This is a genomic window from Leuconostoc sp. BM2 (genome assembly GCF_002095565.1).
Classification (GTDB): Bacteria; Bacillota; Bacilli; order Lactobacillales; family Lactobacillaceae; genus Leuconostoc; species Leuconostoc falkenbergense.
In genome coordinates this window covers 1-16056 of sequence record NZ_MOWQ01000011.1, presented here as the reverse complement: position 1 = coordinate 16056, position 16056 = coordinate 1, and the positions used below count along the sequence as shown (strand labels likewise).

Here is a 16056-nt window from a genome sequence, read left to right as displayed (position 1 = left end):
TAGCATGTGCTACCATCACTGATTTTTACTGGGATTAAGCTGGAATTTGATTGGTGAAACACGCCTAAATAGCCAATTCATCACAGCCAACACGGCAGAAATCACAACCAACCACCAGAATGTTTGTGCTTGAAAATCAATCACTTGTAAAATAATAAAGCCAATCGTAAACCAGCCAAAATAGGCGGCCATCAGATTACCACCAATGCGTAATATGATATCAATCAACGTTTCTTGTCCGTCTTGCGCAAATTTGTGATGAAGCCAGTCAAAAAATAGCATAATGAATACAAAACTAATGAGATCCATTGCCACAAATTTGGCAATTGTTGGATAATCTTGCGCCCGTAAGAAGTGAGTGTGATGGGCAATATTAATCCCATAGGTCATCATAATATCTGACCCGACAATGAATAACAACCAACTAATTGGCTTAGTGCGCACCATATCTCGAATTAACATTTTATACCCCCATCAAACAGTTACCGCAATTATATCATTTTTCAAGTTGCTTCAAACCAATTCCCGTCAAAGCCGACAGCAATGACATAACTGGTGAAAATAGTGCAAAGAAAGTGAATGGCGCAAAAGCAAGCACTGATACACCAAGTGTTTGCGCTGCAAATGCACCAGCAACACCCCACGGCACCAAATAATTCATCACAGTACCACTATCTTCAATCGTACGACCTAACGCTAGCGGTGATAACCCGACACGCTTAAAACTATCTTTGAATAATTGACCCGGCAAAATGGTTGCAAGATACTGTTCACCAACTAAAAAGTTCGCCGCAATCCCTGTCAACAATGTCGTCACAATCATAGCACGTTGTGTTTTTAAATAGACAACCACCGGTGCCATGACACGCGACAAAATCCCTAAACCACTGAGCAAACCACCAAAAGCCAAGGCAAGCATGATCATCATCACTGTTGGCATCATGGCAGACATGCCACCACGATTCATCAAAGCCATCAAAGTAGCGTTATGGCTACTTGTTTTGAAGCCATTAACCAATAAATCAGCCCAAGCTGTCAAACTATGTTGCGTTACAAAAACGATACTTGACACCAAAATATTAATCATCAAAGCCGGAATAGCAGGTACTTTTTGCCAAGCTGTGATGACTAACAAGCCAAGCGGTACAATAGCCCACCAAGTAGGCGCTAGTAGTGGCAATAAACGGCTAATTTTAGCGGTCGCTTCCCCACTTGTTTGATGACCAAATCCCAATATAATAGTCATCACAAGTGACAAAATCAACGCAGGTAAGGTTGTCCACATCAAGTTTTTAATATGTGCAAAAAGGTCTGTTTCAGAAATCGCGCTGGCCAAATTAGTCGAATCTGATAGCGGTGAACTTTTGTCACCAAAAATTGCCCCAGATAATACTGTTCCAGCAATTAGGGCAGGATCAAATCCCATCAACGTTCCAACACCCATTAGTGCAACGCCAACTGTCGATAATGTCGTAAAAGCACTACCAATCAAAGTACCAACAATTGCTGTTGATAATAAGGCCGTGGGTAAAAATAGTTGTGGACTGAGTAATTTAAAGCCAACCCAAATCATCGTTGGAATGACACCGGTTGCTAACCACAGTGCAATTAACGAGCCGATCAATAAGAACAAAAATAACGGTGCAATACCAGATGACACACCGCTTAACAATGCTTTTTGACTGGCTTGCCAGCTCACGCCAAAACAGCGTGCAACAACGATAATGATACCAATTACCAACATTAACGGCGCAATCGGAGATAATCCGAATCCAATCACACCCACTGCTAAAATTGCGACCGCCACTAGCAGCAGCGTCACAGAAATTTTAGTCTTCAATTTTGAAACCATAGTATTCTCTCCATTTTATGTCAAATAAAAAACGTCCCTGCCGTCATAATGACAAAGGGACGAATTGACATTTCATTAAGAATCCGTGGTACCACCCAGCTTATGCGTTATAAAACGCATCACTTTGGCATTTGTTAACATGGTGCTGCCACGCTTAAATGGATAGCTGTACTTCAGATTATGACACCTGTGCAGTTTTCACCAACCACTGCTTCTCTTCACGCCGAGTGTCGTCTTACTTATTTGTGCTAATTTCAAGTAAACCTAGTGTAACTGATTCAATTACTTTTTTCAAGTGGTACATTTAAAGGTTAAAGTTGTGCCAAACCTTGTTGAAAATCCGCAATTAAATCTTGGCTATCTTCAATACCAACTGAAATGCGAATTAATTCATCAGTGATACCGTGTTCATGACGTATGTCAGCCGGAATAGACGCATGTGTCATCACCGCCGGCACCTCTACCAAGCTTTCTACACCGCCAAGGCTTTCAGCCAACGTAAAAATTTTGAGACTTTCCACAAATTTTTTGACATCTAATCCTGCCTGTAATTCGACTGAAATCATCCCACCAAAACCACCCTGCATTTGTTTTTGCGCAATCGCATATTGCGCCGATGACGCGTCACCCGGATAATAAATTTTAGCCACTTGGGGTTGCGTCTGCAACCAGTTGAACAAAGCTTGCGCATTATCATTGTGTGCTCGCATACGCAGTGCAAATGTTTTGAGACTACGCAAGACTAAATAACTATCTGACGCACCCAAAGTTGCACCAATTGGCATTTGTAAATGTTTGATTTCAGCTGAATGTCGATCGTTATTTGTCACTACAAAACCACTCAAGACGTCAGAATGACCACCAATATATTTGGTACCAGAATGTATGACGAAATCTGCACCAAGATCAAGGGGCACTTGGTTATAAGGGGTCGCAAATGTGTTATCAACTGCCAAAGTGGCCTGATGCTTATGAGCAATTAATGACAAATCTTGGATATCGGCTAACTTCAACAAAGGATTCGTTGGTGTTTCCAAAAAAATCATCTTCGTATTCGGTTTCAACGCGCTAGTGACTGCCGATAAATCCGCCATGTCAACCTGATTATACGTAATACCTAAGCGCGCTAATATCGAATTAACTAACCGAAAAGTACCACCATAGACATCATCAGCCAATAAGATATGATCGCCTGCTGACAAGGTGCTCATTACCGCATGAATCGCACTCATACCAGATGAAAAGGCAAAACCAGCAGTGCCATGTTCCAAACTAGCAATTAACTCTTCTAAGGAGGCGCGCGTTGGATTTTCTGAACGTGTGTATTCCCACTTCGCGCCACCTCCTAATTCTGTCTGCTTGAACGTTGTCGTTTGATAAATAGGCATGTTAACAGCGCCTGTTCGTGGATCAACTTGATGGCCGCCATGAATTACCTGCGTTCTAATATTCATATTTTTGCTCCTTATTACAATGAATTATCAGTTATTATTGTACCTTGTTCTACCAATTATATGCCAACGTACGCTTACCAAAAAAGCAGATTGTATTGCTACAATCTGCTTTTTAAGATGTTTTAACATGTTTGTTTTTAAAAATAGTCCAAGCTAGACTTGCTGTAATGAGCAACATCATCACAAACACAGACAAGAACATCATATTCATCAGGCCACGATCCATCATAATACCCGAATAAATAGGACCAATCACACGACCTGAGCTAATCATCATTGAGACAAAACCTTGTGCCTGACCAGCCACTTCTTTTGGTGTAATTTTAGCAACCCATGCCGGAACTTGCGGACTTTGTAACATTTCACCAATCGTCAGCAGTTCAAACACTAGCACAATTTGCCAAAACGCTTTGACAAACACCAAAAAGAAAAAGCTGGAAGCAAAAATCAGACTACCAAGAATTACCGAAACTTGGTAAGGGCGCTTGTTGGCCCAACCGGACACCACTTTTTGTAACAAAATAATCGTAATGCCGTTAATCATCCATAAGTCTGCATAATTCCGTGTTGGCATACCCAATGCTTTCATGTGTGGTGCCATCACCGTTTCCCACAACATATAGGAAAGATAAGTAATAAATAATAAGGCGCCAATCCCCACTAATAAGGGCGTCAAACGAAAAGTCGGGCGTACTTGGTTCGTCTCCACGGTAGCATTTGCCGAATCCACAATCACTGTTTCCCCACGCACATGAGCAATCGGTACATTGAACTTAGTCGCAATAATCAGCATTAGGAAAAAATATAACACAGATGAAATAATCATCAACAGACTAAAGCCGTAATCAAACAAATAGCCCACAGCCAATGTTCCCAAAACAACACCAATATTTAGCACGATATACATATTATTGAAAACAATCCGTGTTTTTTCACCCGGAACAGTGGTAGCAAAGGAATTGACTAGCGTTTGCTCAACACCCATGCCAAAATTAGCCAACCAAATTAAGCCGGCAAACGCTGGCCAATCATTCCACACAATCAAACTAGATACCGCAATTAAAATGATGAAGCTAGTTATCAGCAAGGCTTCATAAGGTCGCCAGTGATCAAATAATTTACCACCGACAAACGAGCCAATCATACTGATAATTGAACCAATCATCAAAACAATGCCTGCGGTTGTAAATGTCTGATGCAATACACCGGTCATATACAGCGTTGTCACTGGCCAAATCATTGAGTTACCAGTATTTGATAGTAATGTTCCAAAAAGCAGCCACTTCTCATTAAGTGGCCGCGGTCTATCAGTTAAGTCAATTTGCATAAATTCTCCGAATATTGAATGCTTTTACAATAACCAATTGTATCATGAAAAGTGGCTATCAGCACACGCAGGCCCTACTGGTTACGCAATTTTTTAGCGACGTGAGTCGCGCCCGTTAGCCATCAGTTTAATGACCACATAAATCATGCCAGCGACAATTAAACCGGCAAATGCCCAACCAATACCCACAGTAAATGTCACAATCAAAAAGGCAGCTAATCCTATCCAAAACCATTTCATTGGTTGTACTCCTCATTTGCTTTTTTATTATTGTGTAACGAACAGATGATAAGGTCAAGTGCAAAATTTCACGACAGATATCCAATTTTAGATGATAAACGTTTAAAAAACGCTGAAAACGGTTACTTTTTGCGCTATTTTGCGCTATAATAAAAAGTGAATTTAACTAAAAATAAGGGGTACATCATGGTTTCAGAAATCAAGACGTTAGTAACTTTCTTTGGTGGCACTGGTGACTTGGCCAAGCGTAAGCTTTACCCATCAGTTTTCAATCTTTATAAAAAAGGCTACTTGCAAAAGCACTTTGCCATTGTTGGAACGGCCCGTCAAGCCCTCAATGATGACGAATTCAAACAATTGGTTCGTGATTCAATTAAAGATTTCACTGACGATCAAGCACAAGCTGAGGCGTTCATCGAACATTTCTCATACCGTGCACACGACGTAACAGATGCAGCTTCATACGCTGTTTTGAAAGATGCGATTGAAGAAGCTGCCGACAAGTTTGATATCGATGGCAACCGAATTTTCTATATGTCAGTTGCGCCACGTTTCTTTGGTACAATTGCCAAATATCTTAAGTCAGAAGGCCTATTGGCTGACACTGGTTACAACCGTTTGATGATTGAAAAGCCTTTCGGTACATCATATGACACAGCTGCCGAACTCCAAAATGACTTGGAAAACGCATTTGATGATAACCAACTATTCCGTATTGACCACTACCTTGGTAAGGAAATGGTTCAAAACATTGCTGCCCTTCGCTTTGGTAACCCAATTTTCGATGCTGCTTGGAACAAAGATTATATCAAGAACGTTCAAGTAACATTGTCAGAAGTCTTGGGTGTCGAAGAACGTGCCGGCTACTATGATACAGCCGGTGCATTGCTTGACATGATTCAAAACCACACCATGCAAATTGTTGGTTGGTTAGCAATGGAAAAGCCAGAATCATTCACTGACAAAGACATTCGTGCCGCTAAAAATGCAGCCTTTAATGCTTTGAAAATCTATGATGAAGCAGAAGTTAACAAATACTTTGTTCGTGCACAATATGGTGCCGGTGATTCAGCTGATTTCAAGCCATACCTTGAAGAATTAGACGTACCTGCTGATTCTAAAAACAACACATTCATCGCAGGCGAATTGCAATTTGATTTGCCACGTTGGGAGGGTGTCCCATTCTATGTCCGTTCAGGTAAGCGCTTAGCTGCTAAACAGACACGTGTCGACATCGTCTTTAAGGCTGGCACGTTTAACTTTGGTTCAGAACAAGAAGCACAAGAAGCTGTCTTGTCAATTATCATTGATCCAAAGGGTGCTATCGAATTGAAGTTGAATGCCAAGTCAGTTGAAGACGCCTTCAACACACGTACAATTGACTTAGGTTGGACTGTATCTGATGAAGATAAGAAGAATACACCAGAACCATACGAACGTATGATTCACGACACTATGAATGGTGATGGTTCTAACTTTGCTGACTGGAATGGCGTTTCAATCGCTTGGAAGTTTGTTGATGCTATTTCAGCCGTTTATACCGCAGATAAAGCACCACTTGAAACTTACAAGTCAGGCTCAATGGGTCCTGAAGCATCCGACAAATTATTGGCTGCCAATGGTGATGCTTGGGTATTTAAAGGTTAATTAAAGCAAAAAACGATCGATTGTGATCGTTTTTTTATTGCCCAATTTACACAGTTTCATCAAGAATCCGTTTTGTTTCACGAAAAACAGCCGATAAGTTTTTGTACTGATCCGCATGCAGCACAACAGTCACATAATGATGTTTTTTGTACGTAAAGAATCCAACAAATGACACACCAGATTTGACAGAAACACCTAGTTTACCACCAGTGACCTGATATTTTGTCTGACTAAAATAGTTATTCATTAATGAAAAATTTGACGCTTGGGTTGTGCCATTGAAAGTGTTAGTTGTTTGACTCAATATTGCTATTATTTTTGGCTGATGCTTCAAAATTTGCTCACTCATTTTGGCAACATCAATTGCTGACATCATGTTTTCAGCACTGTTGGGTGCGTTGACTTTGTCATCTTCCATTTCATCATTACGTATGCCCGCTGCATTGTACCATTTTGCTGTTTTGATGTTCCACTGCTTGGCGGTTGCTGCCATTAACTTTGTAAAGCGTAATTGCGACCCACTTATTTCATCCCCTAAGGCAATCGCGGCATCATTAGCAGATAATTGTAACGCCGCGTTGAGCAAATCATCAGTCCGATAGGTGGTTGCAGCGTTTAGCGGAACAGCTGCTAACTCAGATTTTTCACCAATTTTAACTGTATTAGCAGATGGTTCAATCATGTCTGTCATTGCTAATTTCTCCAACGTTAAATACCCAGTCATTAACTTACTAATCGAGGCAATCGCTAATGGTTGCGTTCCATTTTTTGTCCCTAATATTTTCCCAGTTTCACGATTCATGACAACTGCTGCTGAAGCTGTTGTCGTTAGTTTTTTGACTGTTAGTTGTTTAATTTTTTTAGTTTTTGCTATTCTTTTTGCCCCATCATGATGTGCCTGATTAAATGAACTAGCAAACCACAAAACACTCATTACGCCCGCCATAACTTCGATTGTTAAGCCGATTTTTTTCATAAGTCTAATTGTACTCAAAAACTGATGATTGACAATATTCAGTCTGACAAGATATACTTAACTAGTTAATTAACCGGTTAAGTATTGGAGAATATATGTCTGAAACAAATGAAATCATGGCCGCACTGAATCATTTCGTGCAAGAGTATGCTAGTCATTCAGAAGTCATCACAAGTACAGCGGGGCAAAATATCAACGCGACACAAGCTCATTTACTCATGCTATTACGCACACAATCGCTGACTAACACGCAACTCGCCACATCCGTTGGCCTGTCACGTCCAGCTATCACAAAAGCCATCAAAAATCTCATCACTCACAACTATGTCATCGCAACCATCGACGACACAGATAAACGCAGCACTTTTTATTCATTAACACCAGCGGGTGATCAGTTGGCAGTACGCCATGAAGCTGCCCATCAATCCATGCTAAATCATCTCAATACAATTATGACCAATTTTACCCCTAAACAACAAAAAACAATTACCAAATTTTTAGAACAGCTCAACCAGATTGGAGACAACTAATGAAAAAAGTTATCACCTTATTAGCTATTATCATGATTATTGTAATGGGGTTTGCTCTCATTAAAGGACAACACACTTCTTCAAAAAATAACCAGCATCGCCAAATTACAATTGTCGCATCCACTGATTTCTATGCCGAATTGGCACAAACAGTTGTCGGATCACATGGTAAAGCGACCGCTATCATCAAAAATCAAAATATTTCGCCCGAGGATTATGAGCCCACAACAGCAGTTGCCAAAGAAGTTAGTCAAGCTGATATCGTTTTGGCAAACGGACTTGGTTATGACACGTGGCTTAATAAATTAGCTAAGGCTTCTGACCAAGCAAAGCTCATTCGTGTTGGTGAAACTGTTTTAAAGCAAAAAACTGGCAATAATCCTCACCTTTGGAATAACCCCGAAACCATGATTAAAACAGCACACTACCTCGCTAAACAACTCGGCCAGCAAGATCCCACACATAAAGCCGATTTTCAAAAGAATGCCAACAAATATATTGCAAGCTTAAAGCCTATTCAATCACTAATCACCCAAATTTCAAAAAAATCTAACGGACATGCCGTTGCGCAAACCGAACCCGTGTTTGAATATATGCTAAAAGCAATGGGCTATCACGTCATGGATTCAGATTTTTCTGAGGCAATTGAGGCGGGTAATGATCCTTCACCCACAACATTGGCGACGCTCAAGTCAGCTATCGAGAACCACAAAATCACTTTTATTGTCAACAACAAGCAAACATCAAGCACAACTGTCAGTAACATCATTAACCTCGCTAAAACACACCACATACCCGTCGTAAACGTCACTGAAACAATCCCTAATGGCGAAAACTATGTGTCATGGAAATTATCTGAACTCCAACAAATTGCCAAAATTACGCAGTAAAAAACCAGCAATGCTAATAAGCAATTGCTTTTTTTATAGCCATTGATTAATTGGTTTTCCCGTCAAGCATCTCATACGATTCTGAAATGCTGCCAATAGCTCTGGATTGGGTTGACTGAGCCAAACAGATATAAAGGCTGTCAAAACTTCAATCAAATACTCTAATGCCAACCCTTCCTGCTCGTCAACTTGATGATGTGCCAACAAAATGCGCTTATACTTTGATTTAATGAATGCCAACCAAATCCCTTTAATATAAGGCCGGGTATATAAAACATGCAGCTGGACTCGTTTGTCATTGAGCAAAGGTGCCATATTATTGATAAAAATAGTCATCAAATCATGGTGCGAAACGATTTGTGCTTCAATTTCAATTTTGATATTGCGATCAACTTCATTGAAAAATTCATAGATTAATTCATCCGAATTAGCAAAGTATAGTGCGACATGTTCAGGTTCAAGCGACGCAACTTGTGCTACCTTTTTGATTGTTGGCCGCTTATCATACGAAGCAATCATACTTTCTAAAAAGGCATTCAAAATGACCTCTTTGGCTGTATATTGCGATTGCTGTATGACTGGGTCCAAAAAAAAATCGAACGGCAGTTGATATTTATCAATAATCGTAAACATCATTTCCGCCGTCGGTTCACTTAAATTTCTTTCCCACTTTGACACCAGTTGATAAGAAACAAATATTGCCTTTGCTAGTTCAGTTTGAGTCAATTTTTTTGCTCTTCTCAATAACTTGATGCGTTCTCCAATAATCAACGTTTTTCTCCCAATAATGTAACTACCCTCATACCATATACTGACAATCTGCTCTTCGACATAGATGGCATCGATTTTATTCTTTCAATGATATCATTTTATTAATACAAATTCTTGCAGAAAAAGTACCTATTTATCGGACAAAACTCATACCATGGCTTACTTGGCGCCCCCAATTCACAAAATCTGGCTTTGTCGTAACAGTAACATATTTATCAAAAATGTTATTTTAAATCTTTATTTATCACATTGAGACATATATAGTTGAATTGTGATATTTTTAGGTATAAAATTAATTTGTAAGCGCTTCCTAAACTTTGGAATTCGCGAAAAATGATCACATAACAAAAAATCTGGCAGGATAATTATGAAAACTAAAAAAATTAACTATGTTAGCATCATTTTCTTTATAGTGACAGCAATAATACCGTTTGTTTTCCTATTGGGTAGTCTGAAATAATTAAATTCACGACTAACTTATAACAGATCATGTCAGCATCAATTCACTGGCCTTTACCAAATCAGCTTAACTATCCCAATGCCCATTTCATTTTGTTGTCGGCGATACAGTTGGGCAGCCAGTTATATCCTAATAATGGCACGTTTGCAAAATTGATTAACTACCGAATGATTGCAATGATTTCAGACAATCAACAAGGCGTCAATCAGTTTGTCACCAACACAAAATATGAATTTTTAGATGCAGATCGACTGGCAATCTAAAAAGATATTTTCATTTTAATCAGAGAGGAGGTGTTATGATGTGGCAATTGATTATCGGTTTACTACTAATTTTGGCTGCCGTTTGGCAAGGTTTTGCTTCACACAAAGCATTTAGAACCTATCGCACAAACGCAACAAAAACAGATAGTCCTTTTAGAGTATTTGGTTACTTGTACGGTTTCTTTTTCACAGCATTGTTGGCTATGTTTGGTATTATAGAAATTCTAATTTTTTTGGGCTAAAAAACAACTTAACTTCAACAAAAAAGGTCAAAACCATTAAATTAGTTTTGACCCTTTTTTATTGTCATGTGGTGACCCAAGCAAACAAAAAACAACCCACCCAGAAATAATACTTCTCAAGTATAAAACCTAAGCAAATATCATTAATTATCAAACTAGCTACAATGTACAGCTATTCTCATAGCCGTACCCAGCAGTTTTCACTGAGCAAGTCGTTCTTAGATTGAAAGAAACCCATTCCTGCCATCGTCACTGACGGCGTCAACAAATTTGAATGTTATTAGGATCTCCTCCTAATCTCTACCTAAATTATAGCATGTCTTTTTTGCTTTTGCAAGCGCTTACATATATTTATTTTAAAAAGGTTACAGTATCTTCCTACTGTAACCCGTTAAATTTTAGTTCAGTCACCTTATTGGGCAACCAAAGAGAGGTTCCCATCTTGATCAGCATAATACCAAGTTTTACCTTGATCAACTGTGACAAAATTATTTTTCACCAAATTGCCTGAATCTGCGTCGTAATAATGCTGTTTATCACCATCAGCAATAATTTGGCCCTTTACTTGACGACCATCTGTCCTAAAGTATTGCGTTTCGCCGTTGATAATTTGTTGACCTGTTACAAGAACACCTGTTGCGTCGGCGTAATACCAACTATCATTGTAACTGATATATCGATTTGTGACTAAATCACCATTACCACCTTGATAATAATATTGTTGCCCATCATTTGATATGATTTGGTCTTTGATTTGTATCCCATTATCATCAAAATATTGATTGTGTCCATTAATATTCTGTACACCTGTCACGAGATTACCGTCTTGATCGGCATAATACCAAGTTTTACCTTGATCCGGTGTCAAAAAATCATTTTTGATAAGATTTCCAGTGTTGGCATCGTAATAACTTTTCTGATTACCAGTCACGACAATTTGACCTTTAATTTGTTGCCCATTGCTGGCAAAATATTGAACGTTACCATTAATACTCTGAGCGCCGGTCACTAACTCGCCCTTGGCGTTGGCATAGTACCAGCCGTTGTTGTAGCTGACATATTGGTTCGTTGCCAAATTACCGTTCCCAGCTTGATAATAGCGTTGCACGCCGTCAAGTGTAATGATGGCACCTTTTGTTTGAACACCATTCACATCAAAATATTGCGCATGTCCATCGACTGTATAAGCACCAGTTACCATTTCTCCATCACCATCAAAGTAATAACTATTACCTTCTGTGTCAGTCACATAGGCGTCCTTAACCTGTTCCCCAGTAGTCGCATAGTAATTGACGGTCCCATCCGCTGTTTGTAAAAAGGATCCTCGTAACTCTACGCCATTTGGCAAGAACATATAGTTTTTACCATTGATTGTCTTACTGCCAATTGTCATCAGACCATTCTTATTGAAATAGTAGTAATTGCCAGAAACATCATCTTTGACAAATTGATTTTTATCCTGAATACCGCTCTTAGAGTAATATACAACGCCCTTACTCGTTTGTTCAAATCCCGTCGTTGTGGGTTGCCCAGTCAGTTGATTAGGCAAAAAATCATCATCTGTACTGTTCGAAATCACTTTAAAGTAGTTCTGTGTGCCACCATCAGATAGCACATATCCAAAACCACGTCCTTGAATATTTGAACCATTAAAGTATTTTGCTGACCACTCTTTAATCTTAGTTGAATCATCAATTGGTAGTCCTGTCGAAACCTGAATTGTTTTAAACAAGCTTGGATATTTAGACTTAATAAGCGCTAAAAATTCGCCCCCATACTTGCTTTGATATTCACCACCACCAACTGTATGAGATACATACAATACATTGGCTGCATTTGAATTGGCTGACTGATTACCAAGACTATCGGTGCGTGATACAGAAACCAGTTCTGTTTGAGGCAAATTATAAATCTGGTCTGGCACAAAGTCAGCCATTGCTTGTATACCATTAGCATGCAATGCTTTAATTGCATCACGCAATTGCTGGTCCGTCCCATACTTCGTTGGCGTTTCAAATCCCAAATCGTAACGGTCAGTGAAGGCATAACCATTTTGAATAATTGAATCCAAAAAGCTTGTATCGGTGCTCGAGCGATATTGAGGTGCCATTTGGAAACTGGTGACACCCCAAGATTTAAACAGATTAACATTAGCAGCTATTTTGACATTTGCAAATTCACTTTCTGACTGAGGTGTAGATTGAAAGTTTGAAAAGCCTTCATAAATCAGGTTGGAATCTAAGGCAGCATTTGAATGAAGCGTATTACCATCATTAGAAGTCGATTCACTAGCAGTAGTACGGACATCTTGATCATCCGCAGCATCTTTGGGTGCCCAAACTGATAAAAAGCCTGATACTTGAACATTACTATACCCATGAATTTCAGAAGCTGTGAAAATCAAGTCACCATTGCTATCTGTTGTTTTAAAAATATCGGTATTATTTGCAATACCGTTGTCGGTTGTCTCAAGTATCTGACGATACACTTGATTTGCGTGTGCAATGCCCATATGGAGCACGACGGTTTCACCAGACGCCAACGAAAGATTGGGATTATTAGAAACAATGACACCTATGCCTGAGTTAATACTGGTTAAATCATCTGATGTCGCATTAGCGTCAGCCAAATTTTTGCCATAACGCACACTTGTTAAAATATCATGTTGATCAACCGCCATTGACTGTCCACCTGCAACATATTTAACGCGAGACTGCAATAGATTAACGATAGCATCATAATAGGGTGTTTGCGTACCCATATACTCACCATCATCTGTGTATAAATCACCGTAATACACACGTGGAATCGTATCTTTATTGGTCAAAAGCATGGCATAAGCACTTGGCATATTATATTGGGTATATTGTTTATCCACCCGATTCATATCAGCGTTATACACGGCAAATGCCTCTTCTAATTGTGCTTGATTTGGCGCAAGACTATTCACAACATCAGGATGTAAATCTTTAATTATCGTAGCAATGACCGTTTGAACTTCACTATCATGCGCACGAACAAATGAGTAATTTGGTGTTGCCACATTTTCAGTGGCATCGTTAGCACGATTAATCATAAAGTATTCTAGGAAACGTCGCATGTCAGCACGATTACCAACTGTTTTTGTCAATGAAAAGAGTAATTGTTGCTGCGTATACGTGTCCATTGTCAATTGATTACTACCCGTTTTTGACATGTATTCCGCATCATTAGCAGACCAATCTTACAAAATTGATAAATGTTGGTTAGCATTTGTATCAGATAAACTAGTGCCATACGCTAATTTAAAGTAATCCGATGCGATTTGCAACAAGTCAGCGTCTACGTTATCAACAGCATCAACTCTAATACCATCAAAATTAGCCGTTGGATCATTAGCTGTAATTGAGCCAAAATTCATTAAATAGTACAACCAGTTAAGTTGCTCAGCTTGAACTACTGGGTTTGAATTATCAACATCATTGGCTAATAATAATTCAAAACCACCTTCAGATTTGTCAGTATCATAACGCGTTGTGCCAGATTGATTAGTCGGGGTCCGATTAAGCAAACGAAAATTAGAATTGGCATCTGGCGTCAATGGACTATTGACATAGGTTAATGCACCGCCTTGCAAGTGATCATTGCTTGGTGATTCACTCACCTCATTCCACTGCGGTTGTGTATTAATAAACTGAGTCATCAGTGTTTTTAACCAATCAGTTGATTTTTCTTGGCTAATCCGTATTTCAATATTCTTTTGAACAGCTCTGACAGCATCATTCATAATGGCAAGGTCACTAGCAGTTGTAAATGGTGCGTTAATCGAGAGCAAACCATTTGCAGCCATCATGTTGAGATAATTGACCTCGGTCACAATATCAGGTTGCCAAGTAATTAAAATGGGACGTTTATCTTCAGTAGTAGACGGCCGCCATGACTCACCATTTTCCAGTATTTCTTTAGGTCTATACCAGCTTTCTGCCGTCAAATAACCATTGATATTATCAAAACTGGCGGCTGTATTATCATAGGCGGCATTATGCGTTGTGTAATCTGAGTTGTCAATTGTAACACCAGTTTTAATGGTTGAGGCGTCAGTATTATCTGCTTCACCCGTTGTGCTGTTGAAGAAAGTTACAACACCATTCAAGACTGCTGTATAGCCCTTCATTAATTTACCAGTACTGTCAAAATAATAGGTTTTGCCATTAATTTGCTGCACACCAGACACCGTATTACCGTCAGAATCAAAGTAATATTTGTCACCGTTGACTGCCGTTAAGTAATCTCCTTTGACTTGGACACCAGTAAGACCAAATCCCTTAATTGATTCTCCAATTTTATGTATGCCTATCAGTGCGTCACCACTATTATCATCAAAATAATAAGTGTTACCATTGATTGTTTTGTATGCGCCTTTCAACACTGTGCCGTCAGGATTAACGTATCTGACTTGATTATTAACTGTCACTAGTCCTGTTTCAGTTGTTGCATCACTATTTTGTATTGTTTCTGTTTGATTCGTTTGAGCTGTCACTGCTGTTGTGTCTGTTGATTGACTATTCGTTGTAACGTCCGTTTCAACTGTTTGCGTGGTGCCTTTTGAATCATCTTTTTGATCTGTTGATGCCTGAATATTGGCGTTATCAACTTGAGTATCATCCAAATTTGGACTAACTGTCGTCGTTACAGATGCGTCAATACCAGTGTCCTGATCTGTTGTGACATCCTGCGTTGTTGTTGTGACCGATGTATCACTTACATTTTGATCAGCGCTTACACTGGCTTGATTCACCATCAAAAAGGCAGTAGTCAAACCAGCTACCACCCAACTCTTTTTCGCCTTATAAAGCTTCTTTCTCGCCACGACTTTCTCTCTCATAACATTCGTTCTCCATAATTTTTTAACCACGTTTTAATTTAACGCGACTTGTAAATTGTATCACAATTTTTGCTAAACGTTTGTCAAAAATTCATAAAAATACTGTGCTATTAATTGCTCATTTGAAAATATAGCATGGCCGAAATCATTGACAAACCCTTATTTAGAAGCTTTTTAGATTTTATTCTGATAATGTTGCCAGAAGTGTTCACAATATAGTATGAAAAAACTTACTAATATTAAAGGTGAAGATTATTCTCGACGGAGATGATCTTCACCTTTTTTAGATTTATTCTAAAATTGGTTGTGAAACTTAGGTCGTTGGTCCTTTTGACACCAGATGTCGTAGAAAAAAATGGCCATTTCACTGGCTTTACCACACAATTTGATCTTAGTAAGTTAGGCACTAGACGTCGAGTATAGAAAATTAAATGGTCGTGAGGTTTCAGTGATTGTTTCAAATATTTTTTAAGGAGGTGCTATTATGCACTATGTTATTGGTATTGATGTCTCTAAAGCTACTAGTCAAGTTGCGGTGGC

At 39.1% G+C, this 16056-nt stretch carries 12 protein-coding genes and 1 pseudogene; 5 read left to right on the top strand and 8 right to left on the bottom strand.

The genetic code is table 11. The features are described 5' to 3' along the window. Positions 1 to 15 precede the first annotated feature (15 nt). The 5 genes from BMG01_RS04810 to BMG01_RS11310 all read right to left on the bottom strand — a co-directional run bounded on the left by BMG01_RS04810 (position 16) and on the right by BMG01_RS11310 (position 4873). On the bottom strand, positions 16 to 462 hold the full coding sequence (locus BMG01_RS04810; protein ID WP_004911162.1) for a hypothetical protein: 447 nt from the start codon (positions 460 to 462) through the stop codon (positions 16 to 18). Between the two features lie 34 nt (positions 463 to 496). Next, complete coding sequence (locus tag BMG01_RS04805) at positions 497 to 1852, bottom strand: Na+/H+ antiporter NhaC family protein (protein WP_004911165.1); 1356 nt, start codon at positions 1850 to 1852, stop codon at positions 497 to 499. A gap of 311 nt (positions 1853 to 2163) precedes the next feature. Then, a complete protein-coding gene (locus tag BMG01_RS04800; RefSeq protein ID WP_004911168.1) occupies positions 2164 to 3306 on the bottom strand; it encodes a PLP-dependent aspartate aminotransferase family protein in 1143 nt (380 codons plus the stop codon). Between the two features lie 112 nt (positions 3307 to 3418). Next, positions 3419 to 4633: an MFS transporter gene (locus tag BMG01_RS04795; protein WP_004911172.1), complete on the bottom strand. Its 1215-nt coding sequence runs from the start codon at positions 4631 to 4633 to the stop codon at positions 3419 to 3421. A gap of 93 nt (positions 4634 to 4726) precedes the next feature. Then, complete coding sequence (locus tag BMG01_RS11310) at positions 4727 to 4873, bottom strand: hypothetical protein (protein ID WP_004911174.1); 147 nt, start codon at positions 4871 to 4873, stop codon at positions 4727 to 4729. Positions 4874 to 5059: 186 nt separating this feature from the next. Between BMG01_RS11310 and zwf the strand changes: the two genes are divergently transcribed. Further along, the gene (gene zwf, locus BMG01_RS04790) at positions 5060 to 6520 is read left to right on the top strand and encodes a glucose-6-phosphate dehydrogenase (protein ID WP_004911177.1); all 1461 of its coding nucleotides are present in this window, start codon (positions 5060 to 5062) and stop codon (positions 6518 to 6520) included. Between the two features lie 46 nt (positions 6521 to 6566). Here zwf and BMG01_RS04785 read toward each other — a convergent pair whose 3' ends face one another. Beyond that, entirely contained in the window at positions 6567 to 7496 is a 930-nt protein-coding gene (locus BMG01_RS04785) for a D-alanyl-D-alanine carboxypeptidase family protein (RefSeq protein ID WP_036068402.1), read from the bottom strand. 95 nt (positions 7497 to 7591) lie between these two features. Here BMG01_RS04785 and BMG01_RS04780 point away from each other — a divergent pair, with 95 nt between their 5' ends. Next, positions 7592 to 8026 carry a MarR family winged helix-turn-helix transcriptional regulator gene (locus BMG01_RS04780; protein WP_004911182.1) on the top strand — a complete coding sequence of 145 codons (435 nt, stop codon included), beginning with the start codon at positions 7592 to 7594 and terminating at the stop codon, positions 8024 to 8026. Continuing rightward, the gene (locus BMG01_RS04775; protein WP_004911185.1) at positions 8026 to 8916 is read left to right on the top strand and encodes a metal ABC transporter solute-binding protein; all 891 of its coding nucleotides are present in this window, start codon (positions 8026 to 8028) and stop codon (positions 8914 to 8916) included. Before BMG01_RS04780 ends, BMG01_RS04775 begins: the two co-directional genes overlap by 1 nt. 33 nt (positions 8917 to 8949) lie before the next feature. Here the strand turns inward: BMG01_RS04775 and BMG01_RS04770 are convergent, their stop codons facing one another. Beyond that, positions 8950 to 9687, bottom strand: coding sequence for a helix-turn-helix domain-containing protein (locus BMG01_RS04770; RefSeq protein ID WP_036066480.1), 738 nt, complete (start codon positions 9685 to 9687; stop codon positions 8950 to 8952). Between the two features lie 489 nt (positions 9688 to 10176). On the opposite strand from BMG01_RS04770, the gene BMG01_RS04765 reads away from it, so the two are divergent. Both BMG01_RS04765 and BMG01_RS04760 read left to right on the top strand, forming a co-directional pair. Next, positions 10177 to 10410, top strand: coding sequence for a hypothetical protein (locus tag BMG01_RS04765; protein WP_036066482.1), 234 nt, complete (start codon positions 10177 to 10179; stop codon positions 10408 to 10410). A 35-nt stretch (positions 10411 to 10445) separates the two neighbouring features. Further along, a complete protein-coding gene (locus BMG01_RS04760) occupies positions 10446 to 10652 on the top strand; it encodes a hypothetical protein (RefSeq protein WP_004911193.1) in 207 nt (68 codons plus the stop codon). A gap of 412 nt (positions 10653 to 11064) precedes the next feature. Here BMG01_RS04760 and BMG01_RS04755 read toward each other — a convergent pair. Further along, a pseudogene (locus tag BMG01_RS04755) lies at positions 11065 to 15516 on the bottom strand (glycoside hydrolase family 70 protein). Positions 15517 to 16056 lie beyond the last annotated feature (540 nt).